The organism is Aromatoleum sp. (assembly GCF_032027225.1).
Lineage (GTDB): Bacteria > Pseudomonadota > Gammaproteobacteria > Burkholderiales > Rhodocyclaceae > Aromatoleum.
On record NZ_JAVSMM010000020.1, the window covers coordinates 63,224 to 82,232 of the forward strand.

20 protein-coding genes are annotated in these 19,009 nt (G+C 66.6%); 15 read left to right on the plus strand and 5 right to left on the minus strand.

Annotated elements, in window-relative coordinates; all coding sequences use genetic code 11:
- Nucleotides 1–212: 212 nt before the first annotated feature.
- Entirely contained in the window at nt 213–1,154 is a 942-nt protein-coding gene (gene cysB, locus ROZ37_RS18495; protein WP_312661565.1) for an HTH-type transcriptional regulator CysB, read from the minus strand.
- A gap of 105 nt (nt 1,155–1,259) precedes the next feature.
- Between cysB and ROZ37_RS18500 the strand changes: the two genes are divergently transcribed.
- From ROZ37_RS18500 to ROZ37_RS18550, 11 genes are all read left to right on the plus strand, one after another.
- Nucleotides 1,260–2,039, plus strand: coding sequence for a sulfite exporter TauE/SafE family protein (locus ROZ37_RS18500; protein WP_312661567.1), 780 nt, complete (start codon nt 1,260–1,262; stop codon nt 2,037–2,039).
- 39 nt (nt 2,040–2,078) lie between these two features.
- Nucleotides 2,079–3,764, plus strand: a complete 1,686-nt coding sequence (locus ROZ37_RS18505; protein WP_312661568.1) for a nitrite/sulfite reductase — start codon at nt 2,079–2,081, stop codon at nt 3,762–3,764.
- Nucleotides 3,757–4,308, plus strand: a complete 552-nt coding sequence (locus ROZ37_RS18510) for a DUF934 domain-containing protein (RefSeq protein WP_312661569.1) — start codon at nt 3,757–3,759, stop codon at nt 4,306–4,308. Before ROZ37_RS18505 ends, ROZ37_RS18510 begins: the two co-directional genes overlap by 8 nt.
- Nucleotides 4,305–5,075, plus strand: coding sequence for a phosphoadenylyl-sulfate reductase (locus tag ROZ37_RS18515; protein ID WP_312661570.1), 771 nt, complete (start codon nt 4,305–4,307; stop codon nt 5,073–5,075). Before ROZ37_RS18510 ends, ROZ37_RS18515 begins: the two co-directional genes overlap by 4 nt.
- 3 nt (nt 5,076–5,078) lie before the next feature.
- Nucleotides 5,079–5,222 carry a hypothetical protein gene (locus ROZ37_RS18520; protein WP_312661571.1) on the plus strand — a complete coding sequence of 48 codons (144 nt, stop codon included), beginning with the start codon at nt 5,079–5,081 and terminating at the stop codon, nt 5,220–5,222.
- A gap of 32 nt (nt 5,223–5,254) precedes the next feature.
- The gene (gene cysD / locus ROZ37_RS18525; protein WP_312661573.1) at nt 5,255–6,169 is read left to right on the plus strand and encodes a sulfate adenylyltransferase subunit CysD; all 915 of its coding nucleotides are present in this window, start codon (nt 5,255–5,257) and stop codon (nt 6,167–6,169) included.
- Between the two features lie 41 nt (nt 6,170–6,210).
- Nucleotides 6,211–7,506, plus strand: coding sequence for a sulfate adenylyltransferase subunit CysN (cysN, locus tag ROZ37_RS18530; protein WP_312661618.1), 1,296 nt, complete (start codon nt 6,211–6,213; stop codon nt 7,504–7,506).
- A 156-nt stretch (nt 7,507–7,662) separates the two neighbouring features.
- Entirely contained in the window at nt 7,663–8,919 is a 1,257-nt protein-coding gene (locus tag ROZ37_RS18535; protein WP_312661574.1) for a nitronate monooxygenase, read from the plus strand.
- A 261-nt stretch (nt 8,920–9,180) separates the two neighbouring features.
- Nucleotides 9,181–10,605, plus strand: a complete 1,425-nt coding sequence (locus ROZ37_RS18540; protein WP_312661576.1) for a nodulation protein NfeD — start codon at nt 9,181–9,183, stop codon at nt 10,603–10,605.
- The gene (locus tag ROZ37_RS18545; protein ID WP_312661578.1) at nt 10,602–11,387 is read left to right on the plus strand and encodes a slipin family protein; all 786 of its coding nucleotides are present in this window, start codon (nt 10,602–10,604) and stop codon (nt 11,385–11,387) included. The genes ROZ37_RS18540 and ROZ37_RS18545 overlap by 4 nt, the downstream gene beginning before the upstream one ends.
- Before the next feature lie 111 nt (nt 11,388–11,498).
- On the plus strand, nt 11,499–12,275 hold the full coding sequence (locus ROZ37_RS18550; RefSeq protein ID WP_312661580.1) for a ferredoxin--NADP reductase: 777 nt from the start codon (nt 11,499–11,501) through the stop codon (nt 12,273–12,275).
- A 55-nt stretch (nt 12,276–12,330) separates the two neighbouring features.
- Here ROZ37_RS18550 and ROZ37_RS18555 read toward each other — a convergent pair whose 3' ends face one another.
- The 4 genes from ROZ37_RS18555 to ROZ37_RS18570 all read right to left on the minus strand — a co-directional run bounded on the left by ROZ37_RS18555 (nt 12,331) and on the right by ROZ37_RS18570 (nt 16,374).
- The gene (locus tag ROZ37_RS18555; RefSeq protein ID WP_312661582.1) at nt 12,331–13,206 is read right to left on the minus strand and encodes an AEC family transporter; all 876 of its coding nucleotides are present in this window, start codon (nt 13,204–13,206) and stop codon (nt 12,331–12,333) included.
- Between the two features lie 114 nt (nt 13,207–13,320).
- Nucleotides 13,321–14,649, minus strand: coding sequence for an ATP-dependent protease ATPase subunit HslU (gene hslU, locus ROZ37_RS18560; protein WP_312661583.1), 1,329 nt, complete (start codon nt 14,647–14,649; stop codon nt 13,321–13,323).
- A complete protein-coding gene (hslV, locus tag ROZ37_RS18565; protein WP_312661584.1) occupies nt 14,646–15,185 on the minus strand; it encodes an ATP-dependent protease subunit HslV in 540 nt (179 codons plus the stop codon). Before hslV ends, hslU begins: the two co-directional genes overlap by 4 nt.
- Before the next feature lie 37 nt (nt 15,186–15,222).
- Nucleotides 15,223–16,374, minus strand: a complete 1,152-nt coding sequence (locus ROZ37_RS18570) for an STAS domain-containing protein (protein WP_409449975.1) — start codon at nt 16,372–16,374, stop codon at nt 15,223–15,225.
- A 218-nt stretch (nt 16,375–16,592) separates the two neighbouring features.
- Here ROZ37_RS18570 and ybgC point away from each other — a divergent pair, with 218 nt between their 5' ends.
- Genes ybgC through ROZ37_RS18590 form a run of 4 tightly spaced genes read left to right on the plus strand, consistent with a single transcriptional unit; the run spans nt 16,593 to nt 19,009 of the window.
- Nucleotides 16,593–17,039 carry a tol-pal system-associated acyl-CoA thioesterase gene (gene ybgC / locus ROZ37_RS18575; protein ID WP_312661587.1) on the plus strand — a complete coding sequence of 149 codons (447 nt, stop codon included), beginning with the start codon at nt 16,593–16,595 and terminating at the stop codon, nt 17,037–17,039.
- Nucleotides 17,036–17,710, plus strand: a complete 675-nt coding sequence (tolQ, locus tag ROZ37_RS18580) for a protein TolQ (RefSeq protein ID WP_312661588.1) — start codon at nt 17,036–17,038, stop codon at nt 17,708–17,710. Before ybgC ends, tolQ begins: the two co-directional genes overlap by 4 nt.
- A 16-nt stretch (nt 17,711–17,726) precedes the next feature.
- Nucleotides 17,727–18,140 (plus strand): protein TolR, encoded by a 414-nt coding sequence (gene tolR / locus ROZ37_RS18585; protein WP_312661589.1) that lies wholly within the window; start codon nt 17,727–17,729, stop codon nt 18,138–18,140.
- Nucleotides 18,137–19,009 (plus strand): energy transducer TonB, encoded by an 873-nt coding sequence (locus ROZ37_RS18590; RefSeq protein ID WP_312661591.1) that lies wholly within the window; start codon nt 18,137–18,139, stop codon nt 19,007–19,009. The genes tolR and ROZ37_RS18590 overlap by 4 nt, the downstream gene beginning before the upstream one ends.

Genomic DNA, 19,009 nt, shown 5'->3' on the forward strand with positions numbered 1-19,009 from the left:
CCGCCCCACGGCAGGCTCCGCGGACGCGCGCGATCGCCGCTCGCGTCATTAACCTGCGACGACATAGGCGTTATCGCTCACCCTGAGCTTGTCGGAAGGCGCTCGCATCGGCCGGGCTTCGACAAGCGCAGCCCGCACGGAATTTCGTCGCCGAGTGAATAGCGTCGTGACGAGCCACCGCGGCCCGCCACGCGATCAGCCGAATCCTTCGCCTATAAGCCGTAATCCTCGCCACCGCCCGCGAGCGCGACATCGACCATGCGGCGCGTCAGGTGCGGCGCGAAGAGCTCGATGAACGCGTACACGTAGCCGCGAAGGTAGGCGTTGCGCCGCAGGCCGATGCGCGTCGTGCTCGATTCGAAGAGGTGCGCCGCGTCGCTCATGCCGAGCGCGCGGTCGGACGCCGGGTCGAAGGCCATGCGCGCGAGGATGCCGATGCCCAGATCCATCGACACGTAAGTCTTGATGACGTCCGAATCGAGCGCGGTCAGCACGACGTTCGGACGCAGGCCGCGGCCGAGGAAGGCCTTGTTGATCAGGCTGCGTCCGGTGAAGGCGTCGTCGTAGGTGATGATCGGGAAGCGGGCGATCGCCTCGAGCGTCAGCGGATGCTCCTTCAGGATCGGGTGACGCGGCGTCGCGACGACGCAGCGGTTCCACTGGTAGCACGGCAGCATCACGAGGTCCTCGTACTCGGCGATCGCCTCGGTCGCGAGCGCGAGATCGGCCTCGCCGGACATCACCATCGCGCACACCTGTTGGGGGCTGCCCTGGTGCAGCGACAGCTTGACCTGCGGAAAGCGTTGCATGAAGTCGCGCACGATGCGCGGCAACACGTAGCGCGCCTGCGTATGGGTCGTCGCGATCGACAGGCTGCCGGCGACCTCGTTCGTGAATTCGTCGCCGACCTGCCGCAGATTGTCGACATCGCGCAGCACGCGCTCGGCGATCGCGAGCACTTGCCGGCCCGGATCGGTGATCGCGACGAGGCGCTTGCCGTGGCGCACGAAGACGTCGACGCCGAGTTCGCTCTCGAACAGGCGGATCTGCTTCGACACGCCCGGCTGCGACGTGAACAGCGCTTCCGCGGCCTCCGAAACGTTCAGTCCGCGGCGGGCGACTTCGTGGATGTAGCGCAGCTGCTGCAAGTTCATGGCGGCCTCTTATAACGAATTCTTCTTAGAGTCTAACGTCCACCGTCTTTTTTAATCTACTCACCCCACTTACGATGCACCGCAACATCCCCGGAAACAGTGCTCATGGACTTCGCCTACCCCCTCGCAGGATTCGCAGTCGGCGCGATTGTCGGACTCACCGGCGTGGGCGGCGGTTCGTTGATGACGCCTTTGCTGGTGCTGCTGTTCGGCATTCACCCGTCGGTCGCGGTGGGCACGGACCTGCTGTACGCGTCGATCACGAAGGCGGGCGGGACGCTCGCGCACGGCCTCAAGGGCACGGTCGATTGGCAGGTGACGAAGCGGCTCGCGACTGGTAGCCTGCCGGCCGCCGCGATCACGCTGTTCCTGGTCGGCAGGTTCGCGCCCGGCGGCATCGACGGAGTGACCAGCCTGATCAAGGTTGCGCTCGGCGTCGCGCTCGTGCTGACCGCCGTCGCGGTGATCTTCCGCAAGAAGATCCAGACCTACGCGACGACGCGCTTCGCCGGCAGGATCAGCCCGACGCGCACCGCGCGGCTCACGGTGCTGACCGGTGCCGTGCTCGGCGTGCTGGTGTCGATCTCCTCGGTCGGTGCCGGCGCGCTCGGCGTCACCGCGCTGTTCTTCCTGTATCCGACGATGCCGGTGCTGCGCATCGTCGGCTCGGACATTGCGCACGCGGTGCCGCTGACGCTGGTGGCCGGGGTCGGCCACTGGATGCTCGGCAGCGTCGACTGGTTCCTGCTCGGCAGCCTGTTGATCGGCTCGCTGCCCGGCATCTGGGTCGGCAGCCACATTTCGACGATGGTGCCGGATCGCGTGCTGCGCCCGATCTTGGCGACGATGCTGGTTCTGGTCGGCGCGAAGCTGATCAGCCAGTAAAACGGCAAACGAATACAAAGACTGAACGAGAGAGACGCGATGTACCGATACGACGAATACGACCAGCACTTGCTCGACGAACGCGTCGCACAGTTCCGCGACCAGATGCGTCGCCACCTCGCCGGCGAACTGAGCGACGACGAGTTCCGTCCGGTGCGGCTGCAGAACGGCCTGTACATCCAGCGCCACGCGCCGATGTTCCGGATCTCCGTGCCTTACGGCCACCTCGCGAGCCGCCAGCTGCGCAAGCTCGCGCACCTCGCGCGCACTTACGACCGCGGTTACGCGCATTTCACGACGCGCACGAACGTCCAGTTCAACTGGTCGCCGCTCGAAGCGATCCCCGACATGCTCGCTGAGCTCGCGAGCGTGCAGATGCATTCGAACCAGACGTCCGGCAACGACATCCGCAACATCACCGCGGACGCATTCGCCGGCGTCGCCGCCGACGAGATCGTCGACCCGCGCCCGTGGGCCGAGATCCTGCGCCAGTGGGCGACCTACAACCCCGAGTTCGCGTACCTCCCGCGCAAGTTCAAGATCGCGCTGAACGCCGCGACCGAAGACCGCGTCGTCGTGCGCGTCTACGACATCGGCCTCGACCTCAAGCGCGACGCCGACGGCAACGTCGGTTTCCGCGTGCTCGTCGGCGGCGGCCTCGGCCGCACGCCGATCCTCGGCGAGGAGATCGCGAGCTTCGTCCCGTGGCAGCACCTGATCACATACTGCGAGTCGATCCTGCGCGTCTATAACCGCTACGGCCGGCGCGACAACATCTGGAAGGCGCGCATCAAGATCCTCGTCAAGGCGCTCGGACCGGAAGAGTTCGCACGCCAGGTCGAAGCGGAATGGGCGCACGTCAAGGACGGCCCGAACACGCTGACCGAAGCGGAAGTGCAGCGCGTCGCCGCGCATTTCGTCGATCCCGACTACGAGACGCTGCCCGCGCGCGACGAGGTCCACGAGGCGCACCTCGCCGCGAGCAAGCCGTTCGCCGCGTGGATCAAGCGCAACGTGCGCGCACACAAGAAGCCCGGCTACGCGTCGGTCACGCTGTCGCTGAAGAAGACCGGCATCGCGCCGGGCGACATCAGCGCCGAGCAGATGGACCTCGTCGCCGACTGGGCCGACCGCTTCAGCTTCGGCGAAGCGCGGATGACGCACGAGCAGAACGTCGTCCTCGCCGACGTCCGGCTGTCCGACCTCCACACGCTGTGGCAGCTCGCCCGCGAGGCGGGACTCGCGACGCCGAACATCGGCCTGCTGACCGACATCATCTGCTGCCCGGGCGGCGATTTCTGCGCGCTCGCGAACGCGAAGTCGATCCCGATCGCGCAGGCGATCCAGCAGCGCTTCGACGATCTCGACTATCTCCACGACATCGGCGAAATCGACATCAACATCTCGGGCTGCATGAACTCCTGCGGCCACCACCACGTCGGCCATATCGGCATCCTCGGCGTCGATAAGAGCGGCCAGGAGTGGTACCAAGTGACGATCGGCGGCACGCAGGGCAACGACACCGCGCTCGGCAAGGTCATCGGCCCGTCGTTCGCGCGCGACCAGATGGCCGACGTCGTCGAGAAGCTCATCGAAACCTATATCGAATACCGCCACGAGGGCGAGCGCTTCGTCGACACGGTGCACCGTCTCGGCATCGAGCCGTTCAAGCAGCGCGTCTATGGCGGCGAACAACAGACGCAAAGGAAGGTCGTCAATGCCTAAGGTGATCAAGAACGGCCGGATCGTTTCCGACGACTGGCGCATCCTCGCGCTCGACGAGGACGAAACGCCCGCGGCGGCCGTCGTCCCCGCCGGCCACGCGCTCGTTCCGCTGGAAGTCTGGCAGGCGCACCGTGCGGACCTCCTCGATCGCGCGACGCGCGGCGAAGTCGGCGTGTGGCTCGCCGGCGACGACGATCTCGAAGCCTTCGCGGCCGACGTCGCGCCGTTCCGAATCATCGCCGTGAATTTCCCGAAATTCACCGACGGCCGCGGCTACTCGATCGCGACCCTGCTGCGCACCCGCTACGGCTACACCGGCGAGCTGCGCGCGATCGGCGACGTGTTGCGCGACCAGTTCAACTATCTGACGCGCTCCGGTTTCGACGCGCTGCAGCCGCGCGCGGACCGTTACACCGACGAACAGCTCGAAGCGGCGGTCGCGAACATTTCCGACTTCACGCAGCCCTACCAGGCGTCGGCGACCCACCCGCAGCCGCTCTTCCGGCGCGTCGCCCGGCCCGGCCCGCAACAGGTGAAATCGTGAGCGGCGCGGTGACGCTGCTGCGCGCGCCGACGACGAATCCGGCGACGCGGCCGCAGCTGACCGACGCGCTGCGCACTAGCGTCGAAGCGAAGTCCGCCGCCGCGCTCGCGCTGCTGCGCGCCGCGGTCGACGAGTTCGGCACAGGCGGCGAGCTGACGTTCGCTAACAGCTTCGGCGCCGAGGACATGGTGCTGACCGACCTGATCCTGCGCGAAAAGCTGCCGATCGAGATCTTCTCGCTCGACACCGGCCGCCTTCCGGCCGAGACCTACACCCTGATCGGCGACGTCGAGAAGCGCTACGCAACGCGGCTGAAAGTGTTCTTCCCGCAGTCCGACGCGGTCGAAACCTATGTGCGCACGCACGGCATGAACGCGTTCTACGACTCCGTCGAGCTGAGAAAGGGGTGCTGCTTCGTCCGCAAGGTCGAGCCGCTGCGCCGGGCGCTGGCCGGCAAGAAGGCCTGGATCACCGGCCTGCGGGCCGCGCAGTCAACGACGCGCACCGGGCTGCCGCTGCGCGAGTTCGACGAAGGCAACGGCCTCGTGAAGCTGAACCCGCTGTCGGACTGGTCCGAGACCGAAGTCTGGGCCTACATCCGCCTGCGCGACGTGCCGCACAACGCGCTGCACGACCAGTTCTATCCGAGCATCGGCTGCGCGCCCTGCACGCGCGCGATCGCCGTCGGCGAGGACGTGCGCGCCGGCCGCTGGTGGTGGGAAGACCCTGCGAGCAAGGAATGCGGGCTGCACGTCAAGAAAGGCTGAACGATGAACCGCCGACTCGAAACGAATCCGCACGCTTCGCCCGCCACGCCATACTCGCGCCCCGGCCTGCGTCGGCGCCTCGCGGCGCTGCACGCCGGACTGCGGGCGGCGGTGCGCGCGCTGCGAGCGACCGGCAAAAAACACTGAGCTGAACACTGAGCTGAAATCCGAGAACGAACATGTCGACGCTGACCAGACAAACCCTGACCCACCTCGACTGGCTCGAAGCCGAGGCGATCCACATCATGCGCGAGGTCGCCGGCCAGTGCGCGAACCCGGTGCTGCTGTTCTCCGGCGGCAAGGACTCGATCTGCATGCTGCGTCTCGCCGAGAAGGCGTTCCGCCCGGGCCGCTTCCCGTTCCCGCTGATGCACATCGACACCGGCCACAATTACCGGGAAGTCACCGACTTCCGCGACAAGCGCGCCGCCGAGTTGGGTGAACGCCTGATCGTGCGCTCGGTCGAGGACTCGATGGCGCGCGGCACGGTCGTGCTGAAGACGCCGGACGAGTCGCGCAACAAGCACCAGTCGGTGACGCTGCTCGAAGCGATCGAGGAATTCGGCTTCGACGCCTGCATCGGCGGTGCGCGGCGCGACGAGGAGAAAGCGCGTGCGAAGGAGCGGATCATGAGCTTCCGCGACGAGTTCGGTCAGTGGGACCCGAAGAACCAGCGCCCCGAGCTGTGGAACCTGTACAACGCACGCGCCCACAAGGGCGAGAACATCCGCGCGTTCCCGATCAGCAACTGGACCGAGCTCGACGTGTGGCAGTACATCGAGCGCGAGCAGCTCGAGCTGCCGTCGATCTACTTCGCGCACGTGCGGCCCGTCGTGCGCAAGAACGGCCTGCTGCAGCCGGTGACCGACGTGACCCCCGCGAAACCGGGCGACGTCGTCGAAGACGTGCAGGTGCGCTTCCGCACCGTCGGCGACATCACCTGCACCGCGCCGGTCGAGTCCGCCGCCGACACCGTCGCGAAGATCCTGCTCGAGACCGCGACGACGACGATCACCGAACGGGGCGCGACGCGCATGGACGACCAGACGTCCGAAGCGTCGATGGAGCAGCGCAAGAAGGAAGGCTACTTCTGACCCGCCCGCCCCCGACCCCGCATAGCGAAGGAATCATGAACATGTCCGCCCCCGAGACCCTGCCCGGCATCACGACCGGCCCCGACGACCACGGCCTGCTGCGCTTTCTGACCTGCGGCAGCGTCGATGACGGCAAGAGCACGCTGATCGGCCGCCTGCTGTTCGACACCAAGACGATCCTCGCCGACACGCTGAACGCGATCGAAAGGACCTCGGCGAAGCGCGGCACGAGCGCGGTCGACCTGTCGCTCCTGACTGACGGCCTGCAGGCCGAGCGCGAACAGGGCATCACGATCGACGTCGCCTACCGCTACTTCTCGACCGGCACGCGCAAGTACATCATCGCCGACGCGCCGGGCCACGAGCAGTACACGCGCAACATGGTGACGGCCGCCTCGACCGCGAACCTCGCGATCATCCTCGTCGACTCGCGCAAGGGGATGCTGACGCAGACACGCCGCCATTCCTACCTCGCGAGCCTCGTCGGCATCCCGCACCTCGTCGTCGCGGTGAACAAGATGGATCTCGTCGACTACGACCAGGCGGTGTTCGAGCGCATCCGCGCCGACTACCTCGCGTTCGCCGACAAGCTCGGCATCGGGGACGTGCGCTTCATTCCGCTGTCGGCGCTCAACGGCGACATGATCGTCGACCGCGGCGACCGCCTCGGCTGGTATGAAGGCCCGACGCTGCTGCAGGTCCTCGAAACGGTGCCGGCCGCGCACACCGAGCAGGCCGAGAACTTCCGCTTCCCGGTACAGTTCGTCTGCCGCCCGCAGGATTCCGCGAACCCCGAGCTGCACGACTACCGCGGCTTCCAGGGGCGCGTCGAGTCGGGCGAGATCGCGGTCGGAGACGCGGTGACGGTGTTGCCCTCGGGTCGCACGAGCACGGTCAAGGACGTCCAGCTCGGCGGCGCGAGCATCGGGCGCGCGATCCACGAGCAGTCGGTGACGCTGCTGCTCGCCGACGAGATCGACATCTCGCGCGGCGACATGATCGTCAAGAGCGTCGAACAGCCGCAGCAGGCGAAGCAGATCGACGCGACCGTCTGCTGGCTGTCGGAGACGCCGCTGTCGCCGGCCCGCACTTACCTCGTGCGCCACACGACGCGCGAAGTGAAGGCGAAGGTCGCGAAGATCGACTACCGGCTCGACGTGAATACGCTCGAACATGAGCCGGCGACCACGCTCGCGATGAACGATATCGCGCACGTGACACTCAAACTCGCCCAGCCGGTCTTCGCGGACCCGTACGCCGACAACCGCGCGACCGGCGCGTTCATCGTCATTGACGAGAGCACGAACAACACCGTCGGCGCCGGGATGATCCGCTGAAGCTGCCCCAGCGAAGACAACGCGACCTCCCCTCTCACCCCGGCTGCCGGAAGGCACCGGGGCGTGATGCCTTACCCGTCGGCGGCCGGGTGTGGGAAAATCCCGGTTTGCCCGATTTCCAGCTGCCGGGCACAGCAAGCAACGTAGAAGATGAACATGAAATCTGTCGATGATTTCCGCCTGCGGTTCGGCAGCAGGGAATACGTGCCGATCATGGTTGGCGGAATGGGTGTCGACATCTCCACGTCCGAGCTGTCGCTCGAAGCCGCGCGGCTCGGCGGCATCGGGCACATTTCGGACGCGATGATTCCGACCGTCAGCGACCGCCGCTACGACACGAAGTACGTGCGCGACAAGCTGAAGTTCTACAAGTACAACGTCGCGAATGCGGACAAGTCCGAAGTGCAGTTCGACCTCGGTCTCCTCGCCGAGGCGACCGAAAAGCACGTCCGCCACACGATGGAACGCAAGCGCGGCGACGGCCTGATCTTCATCAACTGCATGGAAAAGCTGACGATGAACGGGCCGAAGGACACGCTGCGCGTGCGCCTGCGCTCGGCGCTCGATGCGGGCATCGACGGCATCACGCTCGCCGCCGGCCTGCACCTGGGCTCATTCGGCCTGATCGAGGACCACCCGCGCTTTCGCGACGTCAAGCTCGGCATCATCGTGTCGTCGCTGCGCGCGCTGGTGCTCTTCCTGCGCAAATCCGCCCGCACCAACCGCCTGCCCGACTTCGTCGTCGTCGAAGGCCCGCTCGCGGGCGGCCATCTCGGCTTCGGCATGGACTGGGCGCAGTACGACCTGCACGCCATCGTCGCCGAGATCCGCGATTGGCTCGCCGCCGAGAAGCTCGACATCCCGCTGATTCCTGCCGGCGGCATCTTCACCGGCAGTGACGCGGTGTCCTTCCTCGACGCCGGCGCGGCCGCGGTGCAGGTCGCGACGCGTTTTACCGTGTCGCATGAATGCGGCCTGCCGCCCGAAGTGCAGCAGCAATATTTCGGCGCGCAGGAGGAGGACATCGAGGTCAACAACACCTCACCCACCGGCTACCCGATGCGCATGCTGAAGAGCAGCCCATCGATCGGCGCCGGCATCCGCCCGAACTGCGAGGCCTTCGGCTATCTCCTCGACGCAAACGGCAACTGCGCGTACATCACCGCGTACAACCGCGAACTCGCGCTGCACCCGGACGCGAAGCGTCTCAGCGTGATGGAGAAGACGTGCCTGTGCACGCACATGCGCAACTTCGACTGCTGGACCTGCGGCCATTACACCTACCGACTGAAGGACACGACGCATCGTCGTGACGACGGGACGTACCAGATCCTGAGCGCCGAGCACATCTTCCTCGACTACCAGCACAGCAAGGACAACAAGATCGCGCTGCCGGCGCTCGAAACGGCGTAAGCCGTCGCGCACCCGGCGTACGGAGCATCGGTCCGCAAGACCGGTGCTCTTTTTCTTTGCGCGGTCTTCGCACGCGCCCATCACCCTCGCGCGGAGCCCGCCCGAGCAGATCGGCGCTCTTGTTCATTGCGCCGTCCTCGCCCGCGCGCCGCGGCGGCGCCTGCTGCGTCGGCGGGAACGCTTGCACCGTAGCGGACTCAGACGAGCGGATGCGCGGATCCTCGTGCCGTCGCGTCCGTCCCTCCATTCGCGGGAGCGGGCATGCGAGTGTTGTCGCACCGACTTGTCGCACTGCTGTTGCTGCTGTTCGGCCTCGGCTTGGCGCCGGCCACCCCGGGCGCGGAGGCTCCCAAGCAGGTCGTCGCGTTGCGCGTCGACGGCATCATCGGCCCGGCGACGTCGGACTTCATCCGCCGCGGCCTCGACAAGGCGCGTGCCGCGAACGCCGGCCTCGTGGTCATCGAAATGGACACGCCCGGCGGGCTCGACGCGTCGATGCGGGTCATCATCCGCGACATCCTCGCGTCGCCGATCCCGGTCGCGACCTACGTGAGCCCGGGCGGCGCCCGAGCCGCGAGTGCGGGCACCTACATCCTGTACGCGAGCCACATCGCCGCGATGGCGCCGGCGACGAACCTCGGCGCGGCGACACCGGTAGCGATCGGCGGCCCGGGCGGCGGCGAGAAACCGCCCGGTGCGGACGGAGCGGACGGCGGCGCGGGCAAATCGGGCGAGGACGCCTCCGAGCCGAAGCGCGCGGGGCGTGGCGACGCGATGAAGGCCAAAATCGAGAACGACGCCGCCGCCTACCTGCGCAGCCTCGCGCAACTGCGCGGCCGTAACCCGGACTTCGCGGAACGCGCGGTGCGCGAAGCGGCGAGCCTGTCCGCCGACGAGGCGCTGAAGGCGGGCGTGATCGACCTCGTCGCGAGCGACCTGAAGGATCTGCTCGGACGGCTCGACGGCCGCGAAGTGACGCTCGACAGCGGCAACAAGGTGCGCCTCGCCACCGCCGGCGCGGACGTGCGCCGTCTCACCCCGGATTGGCGCACCGGCATCCTGGCGCTGCTGTCGAACCCGCAGTTCGCGCTCGTGCTGATGATGATCGGCATCTACGGACTGTTTTTCGAATTCACGAGCCCCGGCTTCGGCGTGCCCGGCGTCGCCGGCCTGATCTGCCTGCTGATCGCGCTGTATGCGTTCCAGTTGCTGCCGGTCAACTGGGCGGGCGTCGCGCTGATCGCGATCGGCGCGACGCTGATGCTTGCCGAAGCTTTTCTGCCGAGCTTCGGCGCACTCGGGATCGGCGGCATCATCGCGTTCGTCGTCGGCGGACTGTTCCTGATGGATACCGACGCGCCCGGCTTCGGCATTCCGTTGCCGTTCATTGCCGGACTCGCGCTCGTCAGCGCGGCGCTGATCCTCGCCGTCGGCGGACTCGCGGCGGGCTCGCGTCGGCGGGCCGTCGTCAGCGGCCGGGAAGCGCTCATCGGCAGCGTCGGCGTCGTCACCGTCGCGACGGCCGACGGCACGTGGGCGCAGGTGCAGGGGGAATCCTGGCACGTCGCCGCGATCGAACCGCTGGCGCCGGGCGACCGCGTCCGCGTCACCGGCCTGTCCGGCCTGACCCTTCAGGTCGAACCGTTGGCGGCGGACGGCCGCGCGAGCAAAAGGAGTTCCCCGTGATCTACGACATCAATCTCGGCCTCGGCACCGTCCTGCTCATCCTGATCGCGATCGCGGTCAGCGCAATCCGCATCCTGCGCGAATACGAGCGCGGCGTGATCTTCATGCTCGGCCGTTTCTGGAAGGTCAAGGGACCGGGGCTGGTGCTCGTGATCCCCGGTCTGCAGCAGATGGTCAAGGTGGACCTGCGGGTCGTCACGATGGACGTGCCGAGCCAGGACGTGATCTCGCGCGACAACGTGTCGGTGAAGGTCAATGCGATCGTGTTCTTCCGCGTCGTCGCCCCCGAAAAGGCGATCATCCAGGTCGAGAACTACATGGTCGCGACGAGCCAGCTTGCACAGACGACGCTGCGCGCGGTGCTCGGCAAGCACGAGCTCGACGAGATGCTCGCCGAGCGCGAACGGCTGAACCTCGACGTGCAGCAGATCCTCGACGCGCAGACCGACGCGTGGGGCATCAAGGTCACGAACGTCGAGATCAAGCACGTCGACCTCAACGAGACGATGGTCCGCGCGATCGCGCGCCAGGCCGAAGCCGAGCGCGAACGGCGTGCGAAAGTCATCCACGCCGAAGGCGAGAAGCAGGCGGCCGAGGCGCTGCTCGCGGCGGCCGAAATGCTGTCCCGCGAGCCGGCGGCGATGCAGCTGCGCTACCTGCAGACGCTGACGCAGGTGGCCGGCGAACGCTCGTCGACGATCGTGTTCCCGGTGCCGGTCGATCTGCTGAAGAGCGTCGTCGGCGAGTTTCCGCGCCCCGACGCAAACCCCCGGCAGTCGTGACGGCGACGCGCGCCGTTGGCGGCTGAGCGAGACGCCCCATCTTCGCGGCTTGCCGCAGGCGACATACCCGAGTAATTTACTCAACATTGACCGATCACCCTGGAGCCGCCGATGCCGACACCCGCCGACCGCTTCACGACCGAACGCATCCTCGCGATCCAGCGCTGGACGCCGCATTTGTTCAGCTTCCGCACGACGCGCGACCCGGCGTTCCGCTTCGTGCCCGGACAGTTCGCGCGGCTGGGCTTGCGCAAGGAGGACGGCGAAGTCGTCTGGCGCGCGTATTCGATGGTGTCGGCGCCGTACGACGAGCATCTCGAGTTCTATTCGATCGTCGTGCCGGACGGGGAATTCACGAGCCGGCTCGCGCAACTCGCCGAAGGCGACGAAGTCCTCGTCGAGCGGATGAACTACGGCTTCCTGACGACCGACCGCTTCGTCGACGGCCGCGACCTGTGGCTGCTCGCGACCGGCACCGGCCTCGCGCCCTACATCTCGATCCTGCACGACCCGGCGACGTGGAGCGATTACGAACGCATCGTCCTCGTCCACAGCGTGCGTTTCGCAGCCGAGCTCGCCTACCGCGCCGAGCTCGCCGACCTCGCGGAGCACCCGCTCGTCGGCGGCGCCACGCACAAGCTCCGCTACATTCCCGTCGTCACGCGCGAGCGGGTCGAAGGCGCGTTGCAGGACCGCATCACGACCCTGATCGAGAACGGCGAGCTCGAACGCGCCGCCGGTTTCCCGCTCGACCACGAACGCAGCCGCATCATGCTGTGCGGCAACCCGCAGATGGTCGACGACGGCCGCAAACTGCTCAATCGCCTCGGCTACAAGCTGTCGCGCCGCGCAGCGCCGGCGCACCTGGTCGTCGAAAATATGTGGTGACCGCCGCGATGGACGACATCGCCCGCGGCGGCACTGGCCAATCGCGCGGCTTCGCCTACGGCAGCACGATCGCGAGCGCGATCGGCAGGAAGAACAGCGCCGCGACGTTGCCGATCAGCACGATCGACGCGACCGCTTCGGGCTGCTGCTGGTAGCGCTCGGCGAAAATGTAGTTCAGCACCGCCGGCGGCAAGGCGCCGAACACGAGCAGCAGTGCCTTCTGGTCCTGCGGCAGATCGACGACCTGCATCACGGCGAGCGCGATCAGCATTCCCGCGACGGGCCGGGCCACCGCGCCGTACAGCCCAAGCCGGATCGACGAAATGTTCGAATCGGTGAGCCGCACGCCGAGTCCGAACAGCATCAGCGGAATCGAGATGTCGCCGAGCATCTTGATCGCGAGGAGAAGCGGCGGCCAGATCTCGATCCCGGCTATGCCGACCGCAAGCCCGGCGATGGTCGCGAGCACGGACGGCACCGTCCAGATGTTCCAGATCCGGCTGCGGTGGTCGAGCAGCCAGGCGCCGAACGAGAAATGCAGCAGGTTCGACACCATGAACATCACGACCATCGGCGCAAGCGCGACGTCGCCGAACGCAAGCACCGCGAGCGGCAGCCCGAGGTTGCCGCAATTGTTGAACATGATCGGCGGCACGAAGGTCTTCGGCGGCACGCGCGACAGCCGCGCGAGCAGCCAGCCCGCGAGGCCCGAGCCGACGACGATCAGGAAGGTCGCGCCCGACAGCGGCACGAAATCCACTATGCGGAAATCCTTGTTCGCGAGCGCGGCGAACACCAGCGCCGGAACGAACACATCCATGTTCAGCTTGTTCGCATGCGACAGGTCGGGTTTCAGCCGCTTGCCGACCAGATAGCCGAGCACGGTGATCGCGAACAGCGGAAAAAGAATCGAGACGATGCGCAAGAGCATGATCGGGAATCGGGGCGCGGGCGGGCGCAAAAACGGCGAACCGCCGTCCTGCATCGGCAGGGCGGCGGTCGGGGATGACGTGAAGTCCGGGACGGCGCAATGCCGCCCGGGAAGTTACAGCACGTAGCGCGCGAGGTCCTCGCGCTCGGCGAAGGTCTCGAGCCGCGCGTCGACGTACGCCGCGTCGACGCTCACCTTCGTGAGCCCGATCTTTCCGGCGTCGAACGAGACTTCTTCGAGGAGCTTTTCCATCACCGTGTACAGCCGGCGCGCGCCGATGTTCTCGGTCTTCTCATTCACCTGGTACGCGATCTCGGCCATCCGGCGGATGCCGTCGTCGGCGAATTCGAGTTCGACGCCGTCGGTCTGCAGCAGGGCCTGGTACTGGCGCACGAGGCAAGCATCGGTCTGCGTCAGGATGCGCTTGAAGTCGTCGACCGACAGGCTTTCGAGTTCGACGCGGATCGGAAAGCGCCCCTGCAACTCGGGGATCAGATCGCTCGGCTTCGCAAGGTGGAACGCGCCGCTCGCGATGAACAGGATGTGATCGGTCTTGATCATCCCGTACTTCGTCGAAATCGTCGTGCCTTCGACGAGCGGCAGCAGATCCCGCTGCACGCCCTGCCGCGACACGTCCGCGCCCTGCCCTTCGGCGCGCGACGCGACCTTGTCGATCTCGTCGAGGAACACGATGCCGTTCTGCTCGACCGCGCGCACGGCTTCCGCCTTGACCTCCTCGTCGTTGATCAGCCGCGCCGCCTCCTCGTCGGTCAGCGCCTTCAGCGCCTCGCCGATCTTCATCTTGCGCACTTTCTTCTTGCCGCCGCCGAGGTTCTGGAACATCCCCTGGATCTGCTGCGTGAGCTCCTCCATGCCCGGCGGCGCGAAGATCTCGGCCGTCATCGGCTGCGCCGCGACCTCGATTTCGATCTCCTTGTCGTCGAGTTCGCCTTCGCGCAGGCGCTTGCGGAATTTCTGCCGGGTCGCCGAATCGGTCGGTTCCGGTTCGTTGAGACCGACCGGGCGTGCCGGCGGCAGCAACGCGTCGAGCACGCGGTCCTCGGCCGCGTCGAGCGCGCGGTCGCGCACCGTGCGCATCGCCCGCTCGCGGCCGTCCTTGACCGCGATCTCGGCAAGGTCGCGGATGATCGTATCGACGTCGCGGCCGACATAGCCGACCTCGGTGAATTTCGTCGCCTCGATCTTGATGAACGGCGCATTCGCGAGCCGCGCGAGACGCCGCGCGATCTCGGTCTTGCCGACGCCGGTCGGCCCGATCATCAGGATGTTCTTCGGCGTGATCTCGCTTCTGAGCGGCTCCTCGACCTGAGCGCGACGCCAGCGGTTGCGCAGCGCGATCGCGACGGCCTTCTTCGCCTTGTCCTGTCCGACGATGTGCTTGTCGAGTTCGGAGACGATCTCCGGGGGGGTCATCTGGGTCATCCCTCGAGTACCTCGATCACGTGGCTCTGGTTCGTGTAAATACAAAGGTCGCCGGCAATCTGCAGCGACTTCTTGACGATGTCCTCGGGCGGCAATTCGGTGTTCTCCAGCAGCGCGCGCGCCGCCGACTGCGCGTACGCGCCGCCACTGCCGATCGCGACGATGCCCTCTTCGGGCTCGAGCACGTCGCCGTTGCCGGTGATCACGAGCGAGTGCTCGGGATCGGCGACCGCGAGCATCGCTTCGAGCCGGCGCAGCATGCGGTCGGTGCGCCAGTCCTTCGCGAGTTCGACCGCGCTCCGGAGGAGATTGCCCTGGTGCTTTTCGAGCTTGGCCTCGAAGCGCTCGAAGAGGGTGAACGCGTCGGCCGTCCCGCCCGCGAACCCGGCGAGGATCTTCCCCTGATAGATCGTCCGCACCTTGCGCGCGGTGGCCTTGATGACGATGTTGCCCAGCGTGACCTGGCCGTCGCCGCCGAGGGCTACACGTCGGCCGCGACGCACCGAGAGGATCGTGGTGCCGTGATACTGTTCCATCGGGTTTTCCTTATGTTCTGCTGCGGCGGCTGCGCAGTCACGCGCGAAGCGCCACCTGCGCCACCTGATCGACGCTCATGACGCGCAACAATGCGGCGACCATGGCGTTCACGTTTTTAAGAGCGACCTGCTTGCCCTGAGTCTTCAGGTCGGCAAGCGCGTTGAACAACATGCCCGCGCTGACGAAATCCATGCGCCGAAGTCCGGTGCAATCGACCTCCACCTGCTGACGCTCCGCGGCGTACTCGGTGAGCTTTCGCATGATGTCGGCCGTCGCGCCCGTCACTTCGCCGTCGAGGCTGAAACCGTCGTTCGCTGCGGCGACCGCTTCGAGCGCGGCGGTCGATTGCGCCTCCTGTTCGACCTTCGCCTCCCACGACGGTGGGGATTCCTCGAAGGTGATCGCGTAGTCGACCGCGAGTTGCTCGAATCGATCCTGCTCGCCCGTGTATTGCAGCATTTCGAGCAACAGCAGCCATCCGTCGCGACCCTCGGCGCGCCCGACGCGCACCTGCCCGAACAGCATGTCGGCGAGCCGCGCGCATTTCAGCAGCGACACCTTGACGCGCTCCGCCGCGAGTTCGTTCAGCCGTTGCCGGAACATCGCGCACCCGGTCTCATCGACCGAGCGCAAGTGTCCGAGATCGATGCGGATGACGCCGCTTCTTTTTGCGATGATCGCGATCTGCTCGAACTGCGCCGCGGCCTGACCGGAGAGGCTGCCGGACAGTGCGACGAGTGGCCGCGAGTGGGGGCGCTCGCGGGCCGGCGCGGCCGACAGGTCCTGCCACGGCGGCGGCGATCGCTCGAAGCGGGTGGCGTAATCGACCACGCGGGTTTCGAACCGCTGGCGCTGACCGCTCAGCCGGTACAGGTCGAGAAGCATCATCCACACGCCCTCGCCGGCGTGACCGGACGAACTGCCGAGCGCCGCCTCGAGCACCGCTTCGGCCGCCCCGACATTGCCGTTCGCATACAGCACCGCCGCTTCCTCATACACGGTGCCGAGCCCCGCTGCGACTTCGCGGACTTCGACGAGATCGGCGTACTGCGCCAGCGCGTGCGGGGCGTCATCGGGAAAATCGCGCGGCGAAAGTTCCGTCGCGGCGTCGGGCACGGAACTCCCCCGGGCGTTGCCGGCAGGGCCTGCGCCCGGAGCGGGCTTCTTGCCGAAAAATGGAAGGACCACGTTGCAGCCTGTCCTGACGGATCGTCGGGTGGTTCGGGGAGCCTCGAAGAATAGCATTTTGAAAACCGGGTTTGCGGAAATCACCCGTGCCGGCTGGCTTTTCTACCCCTTTCGGATAGTCCGGGGATTACGAACCTACCCGATTCGCCTTACTTTTTGAGAGGTCGACGAGGTCTTTTGGCGTACAGCGCGAGGCGGGACTCGGCTAGAATGCTGCGATGCAAACTACCGAGCAGTTCGCACCAGCCGCGCAGCACGTCCGCTTCGCGCTGCCGGTCCGCGTCTACTACGAAGACACCGACGCCGCGGGTGTCGTCTACTACGCGAATTACCTCCGGTACTGCGAGCGCGCTCGGACCGAATGCCTGCGGGAAATCGGGTTCGAGCAGCAGACCCTGCTCGCAAGACAACGGATTGCGTTCGTCGTGCGCTCGGTACAGGCCGATTACCTGTCACCCGGATTGCTCGACGACGCGTTAAGGGTGCTGTCGCACCTCGAATCGCTCGGCGGCGCGAGCCTGGTGTTCAGACAGAAGATCGTGCGCGGCGACGACCTCCTGTTCGAAGGCCGCTTCGTGATCGCCTGTGTCAACCTCGACAAGAAACGTCCCGTTCCCCTGCCCACCGAAGTCCGCACAAAACTCGAAGAACTCGCTCAAGCATGAATGTCACCCAGGATCTTTCGATCATCAGTCTGATCAGCGAGGCGAGCGTCCTCGTCCAGCTCGTGATGACGCTGCTCGCCAGCCTCTCGCTCGTCTCGTGGTACTGGATTTTCCGCAAGTCGTTCCAGATCCGCGCCGCCCGCAGCAAGACCAATAGCTTCGAACGCGACTTCTGGAGCGGCGGAGACCTCAACGGCCTGTTCCAGTCGGCTGCCGCTGCGCGCCATCAGAGCGGCGGCATGGAACGCATCTTCGAAGCCGGCTACCGCGAATTCACGAAGCTGCGCGCCAAGAGCCACGATCATGCCGCGATCATCGACGGCGCGCGACGTGCGATGCGCGCGACCTATCAGCGCGAGGTCGACGATCTCGAAGCGCACCTCGCGTTTCTCGCGTCGGTCGGCTCGGTCTCTCCCTACATCGGCCTGCTCGGGACGGTCTGGGGGATCATGAATGCGTTCCGCGGCCTGTCGAACGTCAGCTCCGCCACGCTCGCCCACGTCGCCCCGGGTATCGCCGAGGCGCTCGTCGCCACCGCGATCGGTCTCTTCGCGGCAATTCCGGCGGTGGTCGCGTACAACCGCTTCGCCCACGACATCGACCGCATCGGCATCCGTTTCGAGAGTTTCATCGAAGAATTCTCGAACATCCTGCAACGCCAGTTGCGCTGAACGGCGGAGTCCGACGATGCGCCAACGCCGCCTGATGAACCAGATCAACGTCGTGCCGTATATCGACGTGATGCTGGTCCTGCTCGTGATCTTCATGGTCACCGCGCCGATGATCCAGACCGGCAACGTCGAACTGCCATCGGTTGCCGACGTCCCGCAGCCGCCCGCCGAAGCGATGATCGTCATCGTCAAACAGGACGGCTCGCTCGCGCTGAAGGCGACCGGCGCGGCGAGCGAACGCCCCTTGAGCAACATGGAACTCCTGCGCGAGTTGCGCGCCGCCACCGAGCGCAATCCCGCGCAGCCCGTCGTCGTCGCCGCCGACAAGCGCGTGAGCTACGAAAAGGTCATGGACACGTTGAACGGACTGCGGCAGGCGGGCGTTCAGAAGGTGGGCCTGCAGACGCAGGCCGGCAGCGGCGGGCGATGAAGCACTGGACTCCTCATTCCGACCACGATCAACCGGGAAAATGGGCGTCGCTCGGACTGACCATCGCGGTTCATCTCGGGCTGATCGCGTTCCTCGTGTTCGGCGTTCGCTGGCAAAGCGCGCCGCCGGCTGCGATGCAGGTCGATCTCGTCGCCGCCGTCCCGTCGCGGCCGGCCCCCCCGCCCCCGCCCGCCCCCGAGCCGCAGAAACCGGCTCCGAAGCCGGAACCTCCGAAACCGGAGCCCCCAAAAGCGCCGCAGTCCAAGCCCGAGCCGCCGAAGCCCGAGCCGAAGCCGCAGGTCAAACCCGACATCGCGACGAAGGCGCCGGAACCAAAAAAACCTGAACCGAAAAAGCCGGAACCGAAACCGGAGCCGGAACCGAAGAAGCCGGAACCGAAACCGGAAACGAAAAAACCCGAGCCCAAGAAGCCCGAGCCGAAGAAACCGGAACCCGAAAAGCCGCGCGAGGTAGTGCCGCCGAAAGACGATTACATAACGGAACGGTTGGCGCAGGAAACCCAGCGTACGCAGCTCGAACGCATGATGCGCGACGATGCCGCGCGGGTGGCGGCTGCCCGGTCGGCCGGCGCCAAGGACGCCTACACGAACGCGATCCGCACGAAGGTGCGTGGAAACCTGCTGCGCCCGCCCGGGCTGTCGGGTAATCCCGAAGCGGTCTTCGACGTCGATCAACTCCCGAGCGGCGAAGTGCTCGCGATCCGCCTCAAGCGCTCGTCCGGCGTCCCCGCGCTCGACGACGCGATCGAGCGGGCAATCCGGCGCTCCAGTCCGTTGCCGCTTCCGGAACAGAAGGAACTTTTCGAACGGACACTGGAACTGAGGTTCAGGCCGCTCGACGAGGGCTGA